The organism is Nocardia sp. NPDC051052, assembly GCF_044456045.1.
Taxonomy (GTDB): Bacteria; Actinomycetota; Actinomycetes; order Mycobacteriales; family Mycobacteriaceae; genus Nocardia.
Map to the genome: position 1 here is coordinate 168,306 of NZ_JBITFL010000009.1, position 18,756 is coordinate 187,061.

Consider the following 18,756-nt stretch of genomic DNA (forward strand, 5'->3'; position numbering starts at 1 on the left):
TCACCGGTCCGTGGGTTCGACGCGGTCTAGGAATCGGCCTCGTCGACGACGACCGTCGGTTTGGCCCTGCGCACGGTATTGCGCGCGGTCGCCGCCAACCGAGCCAGCCGGGCGTCGCCGAGCGCGGTCACCGCGTTGCCGAGCCGGTTGGTGACGAAGGCGATCGACATGCCGAGCTCCGGATCGGCGTAGGCGCCCGACCCGCCGACGCCGTAGTGCCCGAACGCCTTTCGCGGCTGCTGCTTGGACATCAGCACCGGCCGGTGGTATCCGAGGGTGAACCGCAGCGGCAACCCGAGCACGTAGTCGCGGCTCTCGGCGGGCTGCACCTGGTTGATGGTCTCGATCGTCTCCGGCCGCAGGAATTGCACGGTCTCGCCGCGTCGCGGCACGTAAACCCGGCCCTCGTTGGCCAGCGCCCCGTACATCCTGGCCAGCGCGCGCGCCGAGAAGACGCCGTTCCAGCCGGGCATCACCGCGTCGTGTACCCGTGGGTCGCGGACCAGTTCGTCGAAGCTCTCCGGCATACCTGCCTCGGCCAGCCCGCGAATCGGGCGCACCCAGGACAGCACCGACGAGGCGGTGTTCCAGCGAATCCCCGGCGGGCTCAGGTGCGGGAAGATCTTGGCGATCCGATAGCGCTCCGATTCCGGTACCCGGAACCAGAATTCGTCGAGGCCGAGCGGCTCGGCTATCTCTCTGCGCACCACGTCGGTGAACGGATCACCGGTGACACGTTGCACGATCTCGGCGACCAGCCAGCCGAAGGTGATCGCGTGATAACCCGAGGTGCGGATCCGGCGCGGATCCGGCGGGCTATCGGCCAGGGCTTGAATGACCGCGTCGTAGTCGAGGATCCCCTCCCTACCGGGGACGAGGCCACGAACCCGATGCAGCCCGGCCCGGTGCGAGAGCACATCGCGCACGGTGATGTCGTCCTTGCCGTGCGCGGCGAATTCGGGCCAGTAGCGGGCGACCGGCGCGGCGTAGTCGATCAGTCCGCGTTCGGCCAGCCGGTGCACCACGGTGGAGGCGACGCCCTTGCCGGTGGAGAAGGTCAGCGCGACGGTGTCGCCGTTCCAGCGCCGATCCTTACCGGCCCAGCCGCCCCAGATGTCCACCACGGGCTTGCCGTCGAGATAGACGGCCAGGGCTCCGCCGCCGCGGCTCGACTGGCTGAACATGCCGAAGAATTGGTCGGCCAGGCGGATGAACCGCGGGTCGACCTGCATCTCTTTGGGCGCGGCGAGCTTGCCGTTCGCCGAGTCGGCGGCGTCGAAGCCGCCCGCTGCCATTGCCGAAACCATGAGGTCTCACCTCCTCGGAGCGCTTGCGAGCGCCAATGCGCGAGGCCGCACCACCGGTTGCGGGTGCGTCCCTCAGGGTAGCTGGTGCGCCGGGGTCTGCCAGCGGCCGAAGGGCGTGCTGAGGCAGGTGTCGCCGGTCCGCGAATTCCAGGCGAAAGCCCCGCCACCCAGGCACACCACGGCATGATCGGCGCTCTGCGCGCCGGCCCGTGACCCGTCAAGCGCGACCGAGATCGCGACGATCGGCACTCCGGGACTCGCCGAAACCTCATCGCTGTCAATGGAACTCGAGGCGATCGCGTCCTGGCCGATACCGATCGCGATCGGCATCCCGCCCGCGCCACTGCTGGCGCCCACGCCGCCGCGGACGCCGACGCCGACCGCCGTGGCTCCCGTGGTGGCGTTCGCGTAGCCGACACCGTCGATGCCCACGGATTTCGCCTGTCCGAGCAGGTCGGTGGCGGCACGGCAGGCCGTGCGCCCCTCGATGACTGTGATGTCCGTCCCGTTTTCCGAAGTGCAATGCACATCGGTAGCTGAGGCCAGACCCGGCAGCGCCAGAGAGGTGACCACCGCGGCGGCCGAGCAGACGATCACGCTGATCAGCTTCACCGGCACCTCCTCTCCAACTCTGAAAACCCACTGTACTCAGATCGGTTGCTGGAACCTCGATTCCACGGTCGAGTCGACGTGTGCGCGTTCCATGGTGTATGCATGGCGTGTATTTCAAGCACAGCTTTATTTTGTTTACTTCGGATTCTTACGGGGGCGTGAGTTCGGAGCGTGACAGCTCGGGAGGACTGTTTCGTGTCTGGTCAACTGGCCTGGGGTCGTGTCGCGTTCGCGTCATTCGTCGCGGCGGCCGCGCTGACACTGGTCGGCTGTAGTTCGACGGTCAGCGGTCACGCGCAGCCCGCGGTGGACAACGGCACCATCAACGCCGTCTCGATCACCAGCACGCCGAAGCCGTCCGCGGGCCGGCCGACCACCGGCAAGCCGACGCCGACCAGCAAGGGCGGCAACACCGACTTCCAGGCCAACGAGGGCGATTGCGTCACCCTCGGCGGCTCCACCTCGAACGCCACCATCGCGAAGGCATCCTGTGGTAGCCGCGCGGCCAACTACAAGGTGATCGGCAAGGCGCCGAAGAGCACCCAGTGCGTCGGCGACGCCGACAACTACTACGCCGAGACCCTCAACGGGATCGAGCAGGGCGCGTACTGCCTGGACATCGACTGGGTGGTCGGCGGCTGCATGGACGTCGGCGGGGACGACCCCAAGCGGGTCGACTGCACCGGAGCGTCGCCGGTCAAGGGCGTCAAGGTGGTCAAGCGGGTGGAAGGCGCCGACGACGTGAACGTCTGCGGCAGCGGCACCGGGTACGTCTACGAACAGCGCCACTTCGTCGTCTGCGTCCAGGAGATCTGACACCGTTTGCGCCCAGCGTGAACTGCCGGGAAACCCGACACCGGACGGCTAAGTTGGGTCGGTGAGCACGACTGATCTTCCCCGGCTGAAATCGGCCACCGGCCGCTGGATTCTGCTGGCCACCATCCTCGGCTCGTCGGTGGCCTCGCTCGACGCCACCGTCGTGAACATCGCGCTGCCGCGCATCGGGGAATCGCTGAACACCGACGTGGCCGGCCTGCAGTGGACGTTGAACGGGTACACGCTGACGCTGGCCTCGTTCATCCTGCTCGGCGGCTCGCTCGGCGACCGCCTCGGCAGGCGCAAGGTGTTCGTCTGGGGCACCATCGGTTTCGCGGTGGCCTCGGTGCTGTGCGGCGCCGCGATGAACATCGAGATGCTGGTGTTCGCACGCATTCTGCAGGGCGTCGCGGGTGCCATGCTGACGCCGGGCAGCCTCGCGCTGATCTCCTCCTCCATCGATCGACGTGATCAGGGCGCGGCGATCGGCCTGTGGTCGGGCTTCGGCGGGGTGGCTGGCGCGTTCGGGCCGTTCCTCGGCGGTTGGCTGATCGAGCTGGCCGGCTGGCGCTCCATCTTCTTCATCAATGTGCCGCTCACCCTCGTCGTGGTGCTCGTCGCGCTGAAACACGTGCCGGAGAGCCATGATCCGAATGCCAAGGCGCGGCTGGACGTGCCAGGCGCGGTGGTGGTCGCGCTCGCGCTCGGCGCGCTGACCTTCGGCCTGATCGAGACCATGCCGCTGCTGATCGTGGCGGGGGTACTGCTGCTCGCCGCGTTCGTGGTGATCGAGATGCGCAGCGATCATCCACTCGTCCCCCCGCTGCTGTTCGCCTCGCGCGTGTTCACCGCGGCCAACCTGGTCACCCTTGCGGTCTACGCCGCGCTCGGCGGCGTCTTCTTCCTGCTGATCTTGGAATTGCAGCTGGTGGCCGGATATTCGCCACTGATGTCGGGCGTGGCGACGGTCCCCATCACGCTGATCATGCTGGTGCTCTCGGCGCCCGCCGGACGCTGGGCGCAGCAGCACGGCCCGCGCATTCCGCTGACGATCGGCCCGCTGCTCGCCGCGGGTGGTCTGGTGTTGTTGCTGCGGATCGGGCCGGACACCGCGTATTTCACCGATGTGCTGCCCGGCGTGCTGGTCTTCGGCTTCGGCCTCGCGGCGCTGGTCGCCCCGCTGACCGGGGCCGTGCTCGGCGCGGTGCCGGCCAGCGAGGCGGGCATCGCCTCCGGGGTGAACAACGCCGTCGCGCGGACCGCGCAACTGCTCGCCGTCGCCGCGCTGCCCGGCCTGGCCGGAATCTCCAGTGCCCTCGGCGATCCGGTCGCCTTCAATCACGGCTTCGGTACCGCCATGTGGATCTGTGTCGGCCTGCTGCTCGCCGGTGCGGTACTCGCGGCCGCGCTGCTCCGGCCGCCTCGCCGACCCGCCACCTTGGACAGCGTCGATTGCATGCCGCAGTGCGCGGTATCCGGACCCGCGATCGCCCCGGTCCGGACCGAGAAGTCAGCGCGATAACGAGAAGTGGGGGGGGGGCCCCCCGGGGCCCCCCCCGGGGGGCCCCCCCCCCACTTCTCAGGTCTGGCAGGGACGTTTAGATAGGTATATAACCTGCGCCAACGCCGCCACGGGCGTTGATGTCATCCATGATCGTGCTCATGTTGGTGCCGACCTCCGGGCCGAAGCAGGCCATGGCGAGGTAGGCGTTCACCATGCCGACGAGGGTGGAGCCGATGACCACCGGCGCGCCGGAATCGCCTTCCACCACGCACATCTGGCTCCAGGTCTCCATGTTCGACCCGAAGACGTCACCCCAGCTGATGCCGCAGGTGTTGCCGGTGGTGCGGCCTTCCTTGCACACGATGTTCGGGAACGCCGCGGGTGCGCCGAGCCCGGTGATGGTGACATTGCCGACCCGGTTCACCGGGACGACCTTGCCCGGCTCGAACTGGATCACGGCGTAATCCAGATCATGGTTGGAGTAGACGAACCGGCCGATCACGCCGGCGCCGCGGTTGCTCTCGGCGAATACCTCGGCACCGGGATCGCCGCAGTGGCCTGCCGTCAGGCCGACGAGCCGACCCGCGTTGTCGTGGCCGACGGTGGTGACGGTGCATTCGAATTGGTTATCGATGATGATGCCGGAACCTCCGCCCACGGCCGGCGGGCCGGGCTCGGCCTGAGCGGCCCCCGTCCCGAGTAGCGCCGCACCGAGGGCTACGGCGAAGGCGGCCGTGGCCACCTTGGCGAGTTTGCTGAACATGTCCCTCCAGACGTCGGAAGTCCGCACGATATCAATCTGTCGCACCCATCGTGTCAGTATTCGGGCCCGGGCGCGTCTTCTACTACGGGGTGTCCCCGCGACGGGCGAGCCTTAACCCCATTTTTAGACATAAGCACTTTATGTCTCTTATTTGTAATAATAGCGACAGGCTATGAAAAAGAAGGATAGTCCGTTCGAGTTTGTACTCGCACAGTAGTACAGCCCGTTCTGTTCGGTTCCGGAAACAAATGCGATTTTGAATGAACTCTATCCGAATAAATTAGTGTGATGATCATGTCTGGGCGGCAGATTCGCCTGGTTGACCTGTAACTTGTTCCAGAAGAACCGCCCACTTTTTTGGGCGCTGACCCAATGCCGGTGGCCTGCGTCATAGCGTTTAGACCACAGTGACCGAGGTCTATGACTGCAATCACAGGAGGGTGGTGTGTTCTGGCTTACTACGTAGTAAGGTGCGTCAAGCAAACAAGTCGTCGGGGCAGCCAACCGGCGTCGAGAGGGGTTAGCCAGTGCAGTCGACCAAGAGTCCTCCAACAGGATCACGGATGAGTGATGCGGTCGATTGGACCAAGGGTTACTGGACGGACCATCCGAAGGCTTCGCTGGAGACCTTCGGTCGCCAGATCACCATGGGGATCGCCGCGGTCGCCGAGTTGTTCATCGCCATCTTCCGCCGCCGTTTCCCCTTCAACGAGTTCGTCCGTCAGTGCGCGTTCATGGCCAGTGTCTCGGCCGCGCCCACGCTGTTGGTCGCCATCCCGATCGGCGTCATCGTCTCCATCCAGGTCGGCTCGATCGCAGGCCAGGTGGGTGCCACCTCGTTCATCGGCGCGGCAAACGGCCTCGGCATCATTCAGCAGGGCGCTCCCCTCGTCACCTCGCTGATGATCGCCGGCGCCGTCGGCTCGGCGGTCTGCGCCGACCTCGGCTCGCGCACCATCCGGGAAGAGATCGACGCCATGAAGGTGATGGGTGTCGATCCGATGCGCAGGCTGGTCGCTCCCCGGCTCGGCGCGGCGATGCTGGTCAGTGTGCTGCTCTGTGGCTTCGTCGTTTTTGTCGGATTCTTGACCGGTTACATCTTCAACATTTTCGCGCAGAACGGAACGCCGGGTTCCTACATCGGCACGTTCTCGTCGTTCGCGGTTACTACCGATCTCTTTGTCGCGCTTGTCAAATCGTTGATTTTCGGGCTACTCGCCGCAATCATCGCGTGCGACAACGGATTGAACGCGCGCGGTGGCCCCGGCGGCGTGGCCAACGCGGTGAATTCCGCGGTGGTGAGTTCCGCCATCATGCTGTTCGGCGTGAATCTCGTCATCACGCAGGTGTACAACGCACTGTTCCCGTCACAGGTGGTCTGAGTGTCGTCGACATATGTTCCCCCGCTGCTGCGGCCGTTCCAGCAGCTTCGCAAATCCGCGAACGCGCCGGTCGATCTGCTCGCCAAGCTCGGCCATCAGGTGTTCTTCCTGCTGCGCTCGATCGGCTCGATCCCGTTGGCGCTCAAGCACTATCCCAAGGAAGTGTGGCGGCTGCTCTCCGACGTCTCCTGGGGCAACGGGAATCTGGTCGTCGGCGGCGGCACCATCGGCGTCGTGGTCATCCTCAGCGCGTTCGGCGGCATGACCGTCGGCATCCAGGGCTACAACTCGCTGAACCTGTTGGGCCTGAGCCCGATCACCGGCGCCATCTCCGCCTTCGCCACCACGCGTGAGCTCGGGCCGCTGCTCGCCACCATCGCCTTCGCCGCGCAGGCGGGCTGCCGGTTCACCGCGCAACTCGGCGCCATGCGCATCTCGGAGGAGATCGACGCGCTGGAGTCCATCGCGATCCGGCCGCTGCCCTACCTGATCAGTACCAGGATGTTCGCGGCGATGGTCGCCATCATCCCGCTGTACTGCCTCGGCCTGGCCATGGCCTACCTCTCCTGCTCGCTGACCGTGCAGCTGATCGGCGGCACCGCCAGCGGCACCTACCAGCACTACTTCTACCAATTCCTGGTGCCGACGGACGTGATCTACTCGCTGGTCAAGGCGATCCTGTTCGTCGCGATCACCACGTTCATCCAGTGCTACTACGGCTTCTTCGCCTCCGGCGGACCGGAAGGCGTCGGCGTCGCGGCCGGCCGGGCGATCAAGGTGTGCATCATCGCGGTCGTCTTCGCGAACCTGTTCATGACTTTGGCGATCTGGGGCATCAACCCCGGCATCAGGATCTCGGGGTAGCACCAGATGATCATCGATCCCAGTGGGCGTGGTCCCACAATGCGTCAGCTGCTTGTCGCGGGCCTGGCAGGCCTGATCGTGCTCGCGCTGGTGCTCGGCCTCCTGACGCTGCGCTACCAGGGGTACTTCGTCGACAAGGTGAACGTCACGGCGAACCTCACCACCACCGGTGACGGGTTGCCCTCGCAGGCCGACGTCAAGTTCCGCGGCGTGCTGGTCGGCGCCGTCAAGCAGGTCGAGGTCGCGGCCAAGGGCGAGCTGCAGAAGGTGCAGATCGAGGTGAAGCCGGAGTTCGCCAAGGGCGTGCCCGCCAACGTCACCGCCCGGGTGGTGCCGAGCAACCTGTTCGCCGTCACCTCGGTCGAGCTGGTCTTCAACGGACCGGCGGACCAGTACCTGCACGAGGGCTCGATCATCGAGGAAGACCGCAGCAAGGGCACGCTCGCGCTGCAGGACACGCTCACCACGGTGCGCAACATCCTCGACCGGATCGACCCGGTGCAGTTCGGCCGGGTACTCGGCACGCTGTCCCAGGCGCTCGACGGCAGCGGCCGGATGCCGGGCTCGACCGTCGAGCGGTTCGACCACTGGCTGCAATCGGTCGACGACGCGATCCCGAACCTCGGCGTGATGCTCGGCGATTTCTCCAGTTCGTTCCACGCGCTGAACGAGTCCTCGCCGGAACTGCTCGACGTGCTCGGCACCTCGGTGCAGACCGCGCGGACCATCGCCGATCGGCGCGGCGAGCTCGTCGCGCTGATCACCGGGACGAGCAGCACGATGGACACGGTGAACGATCTGTTCGCCCGCAACGGCGACGTCGGCAAGCAGGTGACCGCGGGCACCAGCGACATGTTCGGCGCGGTGGCTGCGGATCCCAACGCGATCACCCAGACGATCCTGAACCTCAGCGAAACGACCCGCAGGATGGACTCCACCTTCACCTGGGGCCCGCAGCATCAGCAGCGGTGGGACGCGGGCATCACGCTCACCCCGTACAAGCCGTACACGGTGGCCGACTGCCCGCGCTACGGCGAACTGGCCGGACCGAGCTGTGCCACCGCGCCCGCGGTGAACGAGCTGCCGCCGCTGCCGGACAACTTGAAGCCGAGGGCGCTCGACTCGGCGGCAGGCCTGCCGCCGGTGGTGCCGATGCCGGGACTGCCCGCGATACCCGGCGTCACCATGCCGGACTCGCGGCCCGCCGACGCCACGGTGCCGAGTGCGCCACGGCCGTTCGCGGGCACCCCGCTCGAGGGTCTGTTCCCGATGCTGCCCGGCCTTGGTCAGCCGCCTGCCCCGGCGCCCGCCCCGGCCCCGGGACCGGTGGCACCGGCTGCCGCACCGGCAGGCACACCGTCGGCCAGCGAGATCTCCTACCAGGGTGACGCGGCGATCACGGCATTGCTCGGCCGCAAGCCGACCATCGCCGAATATCTGCTGCTGAGCTCGATTTTGAAGGGCGGGACCATGCACGTGGCCGACAACCGGGTAGGCCGATGAGTATTCGCAAACCGCTGATCGGGTTCGGTATTTTCGCGATCGTTTCGATTCTCGTCACGATCGTCGTGTGGAATACGCTGGCGCGCATCGTCAATGGCGATACGAACACGTATTCGGCGACCTTCTCCGATGTGCTCGGCCTGCACGAAGGCGACGACGTCCGCATGGCGGGCGTGCGGGTCGGCAAGATCGACAAGATCGAGCTGAACCGCGACGCCAAGTCGAAAAAGCAAGTGGCCAAGGTGACCTTCGTCGTGCAGCGGGATCAAACGCTCTACGACGACACCAAAGCCCTTGTCCGCTACCAGAATCTGATCGGCCAGCGGTATGTGGCCTTGGCCCCGGGCAAGTCTTCGAGCCCGGCGCAGCTGAAGAACAACGCGTCGATCCCGCTGGACCGGACCGAGCCGTCGTTCGACGTTTCGGGCCTGCTCAACGGTTTTCAGCCGCTGTTCCAGGCATTGCAGCCCGAGCAGGTGAACCGCCTGTCCGAGACCTTCATCCAAGCGTTGCAGGGTGACGGAGTCTCGTTGAGCGCGTTCATCGTTCAGGCCGCCCAGCTGGCCACCGACTTCCAGCGCCGCGACGCGATCCTGACCGATGTGATCTCCAACCTCTCCGGTGTGATGGCGGGGTTGGCCAAACGAGGTGATGAATTGGAGACCCTGGTGACCCAGACCCGGGCCTTGATCGGCGGGTTGTACGAGCAGGGCCAGTCGCTGCAGACCTCGACGGTGCAGATCGCCAACGCGACCAGTTCGCTGGTCGACATGGTCGGTCAGATCCAGCCGAAGCTGCAGACCGCCCAGAACTCGACGAGCGCCGCGCTGACCCTGCTGCTGGCCAATGGTGCCAAGCTGGATCAGGCCGCGATCGACCTGCCGAATCTGCTGTCGGCCGCGGGCAGGCACACCTCGGAGGGTGGCTACGCCAACGCCTATGTCTGTGGCTTGGACATCTCGCTCTACGGGGTGCTGTTCCCGCGCGGGCTGTTCTCGCAGATCGGCGGCACTTCGCACTCGGCGGTGTGCCGCCCGTGATGACGAAGATGAAAGCAAGGTTCGCCGCCAACCGGTACTTCTGGCTCGGCATTCTCGGCGGTGCGCTCATCGTGGTGCTGCTGCTCGCGTCCGGCCTGGTCAAGCTGATCGGCGTCGGCGAGCAGACGGTCAAGGCCGAGTTCGTGCAGGCCGCCGGGATCAAGGTCGGCGACCGGGTGAACGTCGCGGGGGTGACCAGCGGCCGCGTCGACGGCGCGAAGCTCGAGGGCGACCACGTGCTGCTGACGCTGAGCGTCAACAACGGCGTGAAGCTCGGCCCCGACGCGCACGCCTCGATCAAGATGGCCACCCTGCTCGGCGCCAGGTACGTCGATCTCGATCCCGGCGACGGCTCGGGCCTCAAGGGCGGCCGAATCCCGGTGTCCAACACCGCGGTTCCGTACAACCTGGCCGACGTGGTGCAGGAGGGCACGCCGAAGTTCGAGGCACTCGACACCAAGAAGCTGTCGGACTCGCTGAATCTGATCAACCAGCAGATGGGCGATTCCCCCCAGCTGATGGCGCAGGCGCTGGACAGCGTCGGCGCTTTGGCCAAGGTGATGGATAGCCGCAAGGGCGAGGTCGACAGCCTGCTGAAGGACCTGAACCGGGTCACCCAGATCCTCGGCGACAACCGCAACAGCGTGCTGTTGGTGATCACCCAGGGTGAGGCCATCGCGAACCGGGTGATGGAACGTCAGGGTCTGCTGCGCCAGCTACTCGACAACGTCGCGTCGCTGACCAAGCAACTGCAAGAGATCGGCGCCCAGAACGACAACCAGCTCGGCCCGACCATCGAGCAGCTGAACACGATGTCCGAGGGCTTGCAGAAGAACAAGGACAACCTGGATCGACTGCTGTCGCTGATGCCGCCGACGGTGCGCTACCTGGCGAATTCCTGGGGCGGCAACGGACCATACGGCAGCGTCGGGCTGCCATGGATCTTCCCGGACAACTGGCTGTGCTTCGCTCAAGTTATAGAGGGGTGCCAGGGATGACCTTCCCCAAGGCCGTCAAGGTACGGACCATCGCCAAAATGCTCGCGGTCAGCGCCGCGGCACTGGCCGTCGGCAGTTGCTCGCTGGTGCCGAGTTCGGTGAACAACGCGCTCGGCCAGACGATGCAGATCACCGCGGACTTCGAGAACATCGCGGGCATCTACGAGGGCAACCCGATCACCGTGCTCGGCCTCGACGTCGGCAAGGTCGACAAGATCGTGCCGAAGAGCACCTTCATCGAGGTGCACATGTCGATCAACAACGACGTGAAGATCCCGAAAGACGCGATGGCCGCGATCATCTCGCCGTCCATCGTCACCGACCGGCACGTCGAGCTCACCCCCGTCTATACCAAGGGCGACACCCTGGCCGACGGCGCGCACCTGCCGCTGGCCAAGACCAAGACGCCGGTCGAACTCGACACGATGATCAAGACCATCGATCAGTTCTCCGCCGCGCTCAAGCCGGAACCGGGCAGCGAAGGCATCGGCCCGCTCTCCGGCCGGGTGCTGTACCCGATGATGAACGGCAACGGCGAGAAGATGCGGGACACGCTCAACGCGCTGTCCGGCGCGCTGAAGGTCGGCGTGGACAACAAGGACGCGGTCTCCAACATCATCGTCAAGCTCAACGAGCTGACCACGATGCTGGCCGACAACGACCAGTCGGTGCGCGACTTCAGCAACCGGATGACCCAGATGACCGGCCTGCTCGCCGATCAGGCCCCCGGCCTGCAGGCGACGCTGAATCAGATCAACGACTTCCTGGCCAACACCAGCAGCACCCTCGCGCAGCATCAGGACCAGCTCGCGAGCAGCCTGGCCGGCTTGACCAACGTCACCCAGCAGCTGCGCGACAACGCGTACGGCCTCACCGAAATCGTCGACGTGGCGCCGATGGTGTTCCAGAACATCGACAAGATCGTGAACCGCGAGCACGGCTACGTCCGGCTGAACGCGATCATCGGCACCACGCTGAGTGGCGAACTGGTGAGTCTGTTCTGCGAGCGCATCCAGATGAAGGCGGACGGTTGCCGCACCGGAAACATGCACGACTTCGGACCCGACTACGGTCTCACCGCAGCGCTGCTCGGACTGACGAAATGACGTACCGAATGACGATCAAGGCACGCCGCGCGCTCGTGGCCGTCGCGGCGGTGGCGGGCGTCGGCATCACCTCGGGCTGCGGTCTCACGGTGGAGAAACTCCCGCTGCCCAAGCCCGGTGTTTCCGGCGAAACCTACACCGTGCACGCGGTTTTCGAGAACGCGCTGAACCTGCCGGACCAGGCGAAGGTGAAGATCGGCGGTTCCGATGTGGGGGTGGTCTCCAACATCAAGACCAAGAACTTCCAGGCCGTTGTCGACCTGACCATCAGCAAGGACATCGAGCTGCCCAAGGACAGCACCGCGGAGTTGCGCCAGGCCACGCCGCTCGGTGACGTGTTCGTCGCGGTGTCCAAGGCCAAGGCCAAGGCTGGGTCGGGCGCCGAAATGCTGCACAACGGCGACACTCTCGGCTTGGACAAGACCTCGGCGGGCGCGACCGTAGAGCAGCTGCTGATCTCGATCTCCCTGTTGTTCAACGGCGGTGGTGTCGCCAGTCTGAGCAAGCTGACCTCGGAGCTGGACTCCATCGTCGGTGGTCGCGGCGGTCAGCTGTCCCACCTGATCACCGAAATGACCGGTGTGGTCGGCAGTTTGAACGACAACAGCGCGAAGGTCGATGGCGTACTGAACGAGTTCAGCGCATTGGCGAACACCATCGAGGCCCGGCGCGGCGAGCTCGGCCAGGTGGCCGACACGCTGCCGCAGATGATCGGCGCCATCGCCGAAAACAACCGGGCCATCGGCGATCTGCTGACCAAGGTGTCCACCACCAGCGCCGCGCTCGGTGACTACGCCGACACCTCCGGCCAGCAGCTGGGCAGCCTGCTCGACAACACCCACAAGTTGATGGACGCGTTGGCCAATACCGGCGACAACCTCGGCATCCTGCTCGATCAATTCCGGGTGCTCCGGCCCAAGTTGGACAACACCTTCCGCGGCAGCAGCTTCGCCATCTACGCCACCGCGACCAACCTCGACCTCAGCGCGCTGACCGATCCGCAGCACGGCGGATTCCAGGACCTGCGCGACATCCAGGATCTCGCAGGCAGCTTGATCCAGGTGCTGCAGATCGTGCAGAACCGAGTGCAGGGGGGCCACCGATGATGGCGAAACTGATGCAGCACAAGCTGGTGCTGTCCAGCATCGGCTTGGTGCTGGTGTTCCTGATCGGTGCCACCTACTTGATGATCAGCGTCATGCGGGTGAACCCGTTGAAGTCCAGTTACACCGTCACGGTGAACCTGGACCGCTCGGGCGGGCTGCAGCCGGGCAACGATGTGACCCTGCGCGGCTACCGGGTCGGCAAGGTGACCTCGATCAAGCTGACCGATCGCGGGCAGGCCATCGCCGCGGCGGCCGAGATCGAAAGCAAGTACAAGATCCCGGTCGACACCGAGATCTCGGTGCAGGCCCTCTCCGGCGCGGGCGAGCAGTACATCGACTTCCGCCCGGCCAGCGAGCAGGCGCCGTTTCTCGGCGACGGCGCGGTGATCAAGTACGACGCGGCGAAGATCAAGACGCCGACCCCGATCTGGTCGGTCTTCGAAAACGCCAGCGCGCTCATCGCGCAGGTCGATCCGGACAAGTTCAGCGTCATCCTGCGCGAACTCGATACCGCGCTCAGCGGCGGCCCAGATCAGTTGCGCGGCATGATCAACGGCATCAGTCTGGCCATGGCCGGGTTCGACAATCTGCTGCCGCAGACCGCCAACCTGATCGCCAACCTGCGCACCGTCGCGAACACGACCTCTAACGCCCAGCCCGACCTCGGCACGCTGACCCGCAATTCCGGTGCGCTGTTCGAACAGTTCAACAACGCCAACACCGAACTGCAAGGCATCCTCGACAAGGCGCCCGGACAGCTGAGCAGCCTCGGCGCGGTGCTGGACAAGACCAGTGATCCGATCACCAGCCTGGCCACCAACTTCGCGGCGATGACCAAGGCCGCGCAGCTGCGCCTGCCCGCGTTGCGCGCGCTATTCCCGTCGCTCGCGCTCGGTGCTGAGGCGCTCGGCGTGCCCGCGCACGACGGCGAATTCCACGCCATCCTCGATATCTGGCCGCGGCCGTTCTGCACCTACAACACGCCGCATGTCCGCAATGAAGTCGTCCAGGACGGCACGGTTCCCAAGTGGAACTACTGCGAGAACACGCCTCCTGGCATGGAAATCCGTGGCGCGGCCAACGCGCCGCGCCCCGATGTGCCGAACAACGGCGCGCAAATGCCGCCGGGTGTGGATCCGAACGAGCGGACCCTGCCCCCGGTGCGGTGAGTCGCACCCGGTCCCGCGGCGAAACCGTGGGTCCGGGCATACTCGCCGAGACAACGCGTACGGTTCGCCCGAGATGCGGGCCCGTCAGTCGATCGGTGCGCCCGCGCGCCGGGAAAGTGCAGGTTTGTATCGATGTCCACCGATGACGCCGACACCAATAAAGACGCCGAGGCCGCCGCGGACACCTCGGTGCCCGAGAGTGGCGCGGCCGGGAAGTCCGAGGACGCGACCGCGGCGAAGCCCGAACTGTCGAAGCCAGATTCCGAGCCGTCGGCCGACACCGTAGCGACCGACAAGGTCGATGAGGCAGCGCCGAAGACCGATCTCGGTAAGGGTGCGGGCAGCAGCCCGGCCACCCCGGGTCGGTCCACCTCGGTGCCGCTGATCGCCGCGTTCGTGGCCGGCGTGCTCGCGGTGGCCGCGATCACCGCGGTGGTGGTGTTCTTCCTGCAGGGCAAGGACCGCGGCGACAAGCTCGACGCGATCCGGGATTCGACACAGGCCGGATGCGTCTTCGCCAAGGACGTCTCCGACTACGACTACACGAAGAACCTCGACGACTACTTCACCAAGGTGAAGTCCGGGGCCAGCGGCGAATTCCTGAAGGAGTTCGACGACGCGACCAAGGCGCTGCAGGATGCCATGGTGAAGGCTCAGGTGAAGTCCTGGACCGACGACGTGCAGTGCGGTTACCAGTCCGGTGACAAGACCGAGGCGAAGGTGCTGGTCACCCTCACCCAGTACCGGACCAACTTCACCCAGACGACGCCGGAGCGGCAGTACGTCGTTTTCGTCGCGCAGCTCACCAAGTCCGGCGATAAGTGGCTGGTCGAGAAGCTCGATTCGCCGATGCTCAAGGGCACTGGTACCGGCCTGCCCGGCGCTCCGGCTCCCGCCCCGGGTGCTCCCGGGCCCGGTGGAACACCTGCTCCCGGTGGGGCACCCGCGCCGGGCGGGCAGCCCGCGCCCGGCCCGCAGCCGGGCAACTAGCTATCCGAGCGCCTCCGGCGGTGGGCCGAGCCACCACCGCCGGAGGTCATTCGGGCAGTCGTTGTCCGCGCTGACGGTTCAGAACAGCGTCAGAGTCTGCGGCGCCGACGGCGCGGCCGCCTTCCCCGCGGCCTTGTCGATCGGCGCTTCCGGCGCCGCCGGCGTTTCTTCCACAGTCACCGCGAGAATTTCCGCGGTGTTCGCCTCGGCGACGGCCGCCGAGACGGCCGCCTTCCGAGCCGCTTCACCGGCAAGCGCGTCGGCCTGCTCGTTGAAGTAGTTGCCGACATGTCCACGGACCCAACGGAACCGGACCGGGCCCGGCCTGCTGGCGATCGCTTTGTCGATCTGCCGGATGAGCTCGACGTTCTTGACGGCGCCGCCGGTGGAGGTGCGCCAGCCGTTGACCCGCCAACTGGAGATCCATTCCGACGCGCACTTGATCGCGTAGAGCGAATCGCTTTCGATCAGTAGGGGTTCGGCGCCGGAATGGGCGAGAATCGCCTCCAGTACCGCGCGTAGCTCCGCGACCTGATTGGTGCCCGTCGGCCCGCCGCCGCTCGACGAGGAGCCCTGATGATTGACCCAAGCCCAGCCGATGGCGCCACCGGGATTGCGGAGGCAGGATCCGTCGGTGCTCACGATGATCATGGCTGGCACCCTACGCAATCCGACCGACAAGATCGGTACCGTGGAATTCTTCTATCTCCCTTCGCAATTGGGACTCGGTGCGGCGGAGCGCCGATTTCACGGCGGAATCCACCAGACCGACACAGAGGCGCCCCAGCAAGCCACGCGGGGGGCTGTACTCCGCCTCGGACGTCAGCACCGACCGCCCGTATCCGAGCGGATCGAAGCGCAGCGTCAGGGTCCCGGACAAACGCCCACGCAGCGTATACCCGATCACCACGTTGCGACGATATTCGGTGACCTCGCATGTCATCGTCGGCCGCCAGAACACCAGCCGCGCGGTGGTCGTGAAGCGGGCGCCGATGCCGGAGTCGAGTTCGCCGGCCGGCTCGAAGGCGGCGACCGCGAACATCCAGTCCGGTACGAACAGATGGTTGTCCGTGTAGGTGAAGGCCACCTCGACCGGCGCCCCGACGTCACTCGCGTACTTGATGTGGCCCATAGGCCCTCCCTGCTCGATTGGCGGCCTTCGCCGTCCCTCCGTGGTTACGCGAGCTGCCTCCTCCGGGCCTGTGGCTCACGCCGCTGGGTTCCACGACTGGCGTTAAAAGTACTACAGCTCTCCTCTTTATTGCAGGGGTTGGGCGGTTTTGGTGTCCCGGTTTTCCACATCGCTACCGAGTGGTTGCTTGGCCAATTATCGCTGGTCAGTAGCTATATTGAACCGGTCGGTCTGGTTCTGGTTCGGGCTATCGGCTCAGAGTTGATCGACGATGTGCTCCGCGATCGGCATGGCGGAGGTGGCCGCGGGCGACGGTGCGTTCAGAACATGCACCGAGCGAGGCGTGCGCTCGATCATGAAGTCGTGCACCAGCGTTCCGTCGCGCAGCACCGCCTGCGCGCGAATGCCCGCCTCGCGTGGCCGCAGATCGGCAAGGGTCAGCTCGGGACAGTAGCGCCGGCATTCGGCCAGATACCCGCGCTTGAACAGTGAATTACGCAGTTCGCGCAGACCGGTTCGGACGTTCGCCGCGGCCACCCGGTGTACGCCGGGAAAGCCCAGCACCGCGCGCGCGTCCTTGGCGTCGAAACTGCCCTTGCGGTAGCCCTCCCTGGCCAGCCCGAGCACCGCGTTCGGGCCGACGGTCAGCGTGCCGTCGATCGTCGGACTCAGATGCACGCCGAGGAACGGCAGCGTGGGATCGGGGATCGGATAAATCAGCGTGCGCACCAGCCCGGCCCGCGCCGGCGGCAGCTGGTAGTACTCGCCGCGAAACGGCACGATCCGGAAATCGTTGCGCAGCCCGGCCATTCGGGCCAGCCGATCGGCCTGTAGGCCCGCGCACGCCACCAGGGTGCGGGCGGTCCACGACCCGGCCGGCCCCGCGGCGGTGACCGCGGCGTCGGTCTCGGTGAGCGAGGTGATCTCGGCGCCGAAGACCAATTGCCCGCCTGCGGAGCGGACCTCGTCGGCGAGTGCGCCGGTGATCGCGGTGTAGTCGACGATGCCGGTGTCCGGCACGAACAACGCGCCGACGCCGGTCACGTTCGGCTCGCGCCGACGGAGTTCGGCGGCGTCGAGCAGCTCGACCGCGACGTCGTTGGCGATCGAACGCTGGTGCAAGTCCAGCATCCTGCCCTGGTCGGCCGCGTCGGTGGCGACCAGCAGCTTGCCGCACACCTCGAATGGAATTCCCTGTGCCGCAGCGAATTTCTTGGTCCAGCTCGCCCCCTGGCGACACAGCCGCGCCTTCAGGCTGTCCGGCGGATAGTAGATGCCCGAATGGATGACGCCGCTGTTGTGCCCGGTCTGATGGGTGGCCAGCGTCGCCGCCTTCTCCAGCAGCACGAGGGTCGCGCCGGGATGGCGTTGCAGTATTCGATGCGCCGCCGCCACCCCGACGATGCCACCGCCGATCACGCAGAAGTCGTACGTACTGTTCGGCATACGAGAACAGTAGGCCGAGAGTTATACGGCCACGGTCGGTTCCGTGCCGCGGTGCGCGGTGGCTGGGTCGGTAGCGGTCGGTTCGAGCGCGGCGGTATTCTCCGGCGCGGGTTTCGTGTTCGGTGCCGGAGCGCGGTTGAGGCGCAGGTCGTGCTCGCCCAGTGCCGGATCGGTCAGCATCAGCAGCACTTCGCCACTGCGCGTGTCGAATTCGGTACGCAGCTGGGTCACCCGTGCGTGCTCGTCGAGCGGGGTGTGGCCGGTCAGCACGGTGAAGGCGTTGGTGCCCACGGTGATCGAGATCGTGTCGGTGCGCACGGCGGCCACCTGCGCGTCCACATAAGCGTCGCCGAGCCGCAGGTTTCCGCCGACGACGCTCGGGTGCGGTACGAACGTCGAATCAACGTGCGGGGCAGCCGCTTTCGGGGTGGGAACGACCGCGTCGGGTGGGTGCGTGGTGAATACCACGGGCAGTTCGAAGTGACCGCCGGTCAGCACGGTGTCTGTCCAGCCCGCACCGCTCATCGAACCCTCGACGGCCTGCGCGGGCGGTGCGGCGACCTCGCCGCCGGGTCGATTGAGCTCGGCCATCTGGTGCACGATGTAGGTCCCGGCGACCACGGTGAGGCTGAGGCTTGCGGCACCCGCGAGCACGATCGCGGCGTGCCGAGCAATCTGGACAGGCTTATTTCTAGTCACGATGCGTCCCTTCCCTGCTCCCCTGGCAGCGCGGCCCGCATCGTTGAAAGCCGTACAGTCGTCCAGGTTACGGCGTGGCAGTAGCGGGTATCGCGCCGGGGAGAGCAGAATCACAGACCCGAGCGGATCGGCCGACAAACCAGCGCCGAATCCGTGGGGTTGTTTATGTTTCCAGCACCTCAAGGGCGGGTAAATAGTTTTTTAGCTGGCGAGCGTCATCCTCGACTGCCACATCGAGACACCCGGCCAATGGCGTCCGGCCGACACGAACGGCGCACCCAAGTGTGGCGCTCGCCCGCTCCCGAATCTATGGATCGGG

At 66.1% G+C, this 18,756-nt stretch carries 18 protein-coding genes; 11 read left to right on the forward strand and 7 right to left on the reverse strand.

The features are described from left to right. Window positions 1–26: 26 nt before the first annotated feature. The gene (locus tag ACIBCN_RS29440) at window positions 27–1,295 is read right to left on the reverse strand and encodes a serine hydrolase domain-containing protein (protein ID WP_396995173.1); all 1,269 of its coding nucleotides are present in this window, start codon (window positions 1,293–1,295) and stop codon (window positions 27–29) included. Between the two features lie 84 nt (window positions 1,296–1,379). Continuing rightward, a complete protein-coding gene (locus ACIBCN_RS29445) occupies window positions 1,380–1,919 on the reverse strand; it encodes a DUF6764 family protein (RefSeq protein WP_396994944.1) in 540 nt (179 codons plus the stop codon). 195 nt (window positions 1,920–2,114) lie between these two features. Here ACIBCN_RS29445 and ACIBCN_RS29450 point away from each other — a divergent pair, with 195 nt between their 5' ends. Continuing rightward, window positions 2,115–2,735 carry a hypothetical protein gene (locus tag ACIBCN_RS29450; protein ID WP_396994945.1) on the forward strand — a complete coding sequence of 207 codons (621 nt, stop codon included), beginning with the start codon at window positions 2,115–2,117 and terminating at the stop codon, window positions 2,733–2,735. 61 nt (window positions 2,736–2,796) lie between these two features. Next, complete coding sequence (locus tag ACIBCN_RS29455; RefSeq protein WP_396994946.1) at window positions 2,797–4,257, forward strand: MFS transporter; 1,461 nt, start codon at window positions 2,797–2,799, stop codon at window positions 4,255–4,257. A 76-nt stretch (window positions 4,258–4,333) separates the two neighbouring features. Here the strand turns inward: ACIBCN_RS29455 and ACIBCN_RS29460 are convergent, their stop codons facing one another. Next, window positions 4,334–5,002: a S1 family peptidase gene (locus ACIBCN_RS29460; protein ID WP_396994947.1), complete on the reverse strand. Its 669-nt coding sequence runs from the start codon at window positions 5,000–5,002 to the stop codon at window positions 4,334–4,336. A 563-nt stretch (window positions 5,003–5,565) separates the two neighbouring features. Between ACIBCN_RS29460 and ACIBCN_RS29465 the strand changes: the two genes are divergently transcribed. From ACIBCN_RS29465 to ACIBCN_RS29505, 9 genes are all read left to right on the forward strand, one after another. Then, window positions 5,566–6,384: an MlaE family ABC transporter permease gene (locus ACIBCN_RS29465; RefSeq protein WP_396994948.1), complete on the forward strand. Its 819-nt coding sequence runs from the start codon at window positions 5,566–5,568 to the stop codon at window positions 6,382–6,384. Next, the gene (locus ACIBCN_RS29470) at window positions 6,385–7,248 is read left to right on the forward strand and encodes an ABC transporter permease (protein ID WP_396994950.1); all 864 of its coding nucleotides are present in this window, start codon (window positions 6,385–6,387) and stop codon (window positions 7,246–7,248) included. It begins immediately after the preceding gene. A gap of 6 nt (window positions 7,249–7,254) precedes the next feature. Further along, the gene (locus ACIBCN_RS29475; RefSeq protein WP_396994951.1) at window positions 7,255–8,751 is read left to right on the forward strand and encodes an MlaD family protein; all 1,497 of its coding nucleotides are present in this window, start codon (window positions 7,255–7,257) and stop codon (window positions 8,749–8,751) included. Next, window positions 8,748–9,791: an MCE family protein gene (locus ACIBCN_RS29480; RefSeq protein WP_396994952.1), complete on the forward strand. Its 1,044-nt coding sequence runs from the start codon at window positions 8,748–8,750 to the stop codon at window positions 9,789–9,791. The genes ACIBCN_RS29475 and ACIBCN_RS29480 overlap by 4 nt, the downstream gene beginning before the upstream one ends. Continuing rightward, window positions 9,791–10,789, forward strand: coding sequence for an MCE family protein (locus tag ACIBCN_RS29485; RefSeq protein WP_396994954.1), 999 nt, complete (start codon window positions 9,791–9,793; stop codon window positions 10,787–10,789). Before ACIBCN_RS29480 ends, ACIBCN_RS29485 begins: the two co-directional genes overlap by 1 nt. After that, entirely contained in the window at window positions 10,786–11,895 is a 1,110-nt protein-coding gene (locus ACIBCN_RS29490; protein WP_396994955.1) for an MCE family protein, read from the forward strand. The genes ACIBCN_RS29485 and ACIBCN_RS29490 overlap by 4 nt, the downstream gene beginning before the upstream one ends. Window positions 11,896–11,903: 8 nt before the next feature. Continuing rightward, window positions 11,904–13,001 carry an MCE family protein gene (locus ACIBCN_RS29495; RefSeq protein WP_396994956.1) on the forward strand — a complete coding sequence of 366 codons (1,098 nt, stop codon included), beginning with the start codon at window positions 11,904–11,906 and terminating at the stop codon, window positions 12,999–13,001. Continuing rightward, entirely contained in the window at window positions 12,998–14,170 is a 1,173-nt protein-coding gene (locus ACIBCN_RS29500; protein ID WP_396994957.1) for an MlaD family protein, read from the forward strand. Before ACIBCN_RS29495 ends, ACIBCN_RS29500 begins: the two co-directional genes overlap by 4 nt. 132 nt (window positions 14,171–14,302) lie before the next feature. Further along, the gene (locus ACIBCN_RS29505; protein ID WP_396994958.1) at window positions 14,303–15,160 is read left to right on the forward strand and encodes a hypothetical protein; all 858 of its coding nucleotides are present in this window, start codon (window positions 14,303–14,305) and stop codon (window positions 15,158–15,160) included. 78 nt (window positions 15,161–15,238) lie between these two features. On the opposite strand, the gene ACIBCN_RS29510 is transcribed toward ACIBCN_RS29505, so the two are convergent. From ACIBCN_RS29510 to ACIBCN_RS29525, 4 genes are all read right to left on the reverse strand, one after another. Continuing rightward, the gene (locus tag ACIBCN_RS29510; RefSeq protein WP_396994959.1) at window positions 15,239–15,811 is read right to left on the reverse strand and encodes a ribonuclease H; all 573 of its coding nucleotides are present in this window, start codon (window positions 15,809–15,811) and stop codon (window positions 15,239–15,241) included. A gap of 10 nt (window positions 15,812–15,821) precedes the next feature. After that, window positions 15,822–16,292, reverse strand: a complete 471-nt coding sequence (locus ACIBCN_RS29515) for an SRPBCC family protein (RefSeq protein ID WP_396994961.1) — start codon at window positions 16,290–16,292, stop codon at window positions 15,822–15,824. A gap of 255 nt (window positions 16,293–16,547) precedes the next feature. Then, window positions 16,548–17,738, reverse strand: a complete 1,191-nt coding sequence (gene lhgO, locus ACIBCN_RS29520) for an L-2-hydroxyglutarate oxidase (protein WP_396994962.1) — start codon at window positions 17,736–17,738, stop codon at window positions 16,548–16,550. Window positions 17,739–17,759: 21 nt separating this feature from the next. Further along, on the reverse strand, window positions 17,760–18,437 hold the full coding sequence (locus ACIBCN_RS29525) for a hypothetical protein (protein ID WP_396994963.1): 678 nt from the start codon (window positions 18,435–18,437) through the stop codon (window positions 17,760–17,762). Window positions 18,438–18,756 lie beyond the last annotated feature (319 nt).

Bases quoted from the DNA above. Each gene is read 5' to 3' on its own strand.
- ACIBCN_RS29480 (WP_396994952.1), top strand. From the start codon at position 8,748: ATGAGTATTCGCAAACCGCTGATCGGGTTCGGTATTTTCGCGATCGTT.
- ACIBCN_RS29495 (WP_396994956.1), top strand. From the start codon at position 11,904: ATGACGATCAAGGCACGCCGCGCGCTCGTGGCCGTCGCGGCGGTGGCG.
- ACIBCN_RS29465 (WP_396994948.1), top strand. From the start codon at position 5,566: ATGAGTGATGCGGTCGATTGGACCAAGGGTTACTGGACGGACCATCCG.
- ACIBCN_RS29500 (WP_396994957.1), top strand. From the start codon at position 12,998: ATGATGGCGAAACTGATGCAGCACAAGCTGGTGCTGTCCAGCATCGGC.
- ACIBCN_RS29440 (WP_396995173.1), bottom strand. From the start codon at position 1,295: ATGGCAGCGGGCGGCTTCGACGCCGCCGACTCGGCGAACGGCAAGCTC.
- ACIBCN_RS29485 (WP_396994954.1), top strand. From the start codon at position 9,791: ATGACGAAGATGAAAGCAAGGTTCGCCGCCAACCGGTACTTCTGGCTC.
- ACIBCN_RS29475 (WP_396994951.1), top strand. From the start codon at position 7,255: ATGATCATCGATCCCAGTGGGCGTGGTCCCACAATGCGTCAGCTGCTT.
- ACIBCN_RS29490 (WP_396994955.1), top strand. From the start codon at position 10,786: ATGACCTTCCCCAAGGCCGTCAAGGTACGGACCATCGCCAAAATGCTC.
- ACIBCN_RS29460 (WP_396994947.1), bottom strand. From the start codon at position 5,002: ATGTTCAGCAAACTCGCCAAGGTGGCCACGGCCGCCTTCGCCGTAGCC.
- ACIBCN_RS29505 (WP_396994958.1), top strand. From the start codon at position 14,303: ATGTCCACCGATGACGCCGACACCAATAAAGACGCCGAGGCCGCCGCG.
- ACIBCN_RS29510 (WP_396994959.1), bottom strand. From the start codon at position 15,811: ATGATCATCGTGAGCACCGACGGATCCTGCCTCCGCAATCCCGGTGGC.
- ACIBCN_RS29515 (WP_396994961.1), bottom strand. From the start codon at position 16,292: ATGGGCCACATCAAGTACGCGAGTGACGTCGGGGCGCCGGTCGAGGTG.
- lhgO (WP_396994962.1), bottom strand. From the start codon at position 17,738: ATGCCGAACAGTACGTACGACTTCTGCGTGATCGGCGGTGGCATCGTC.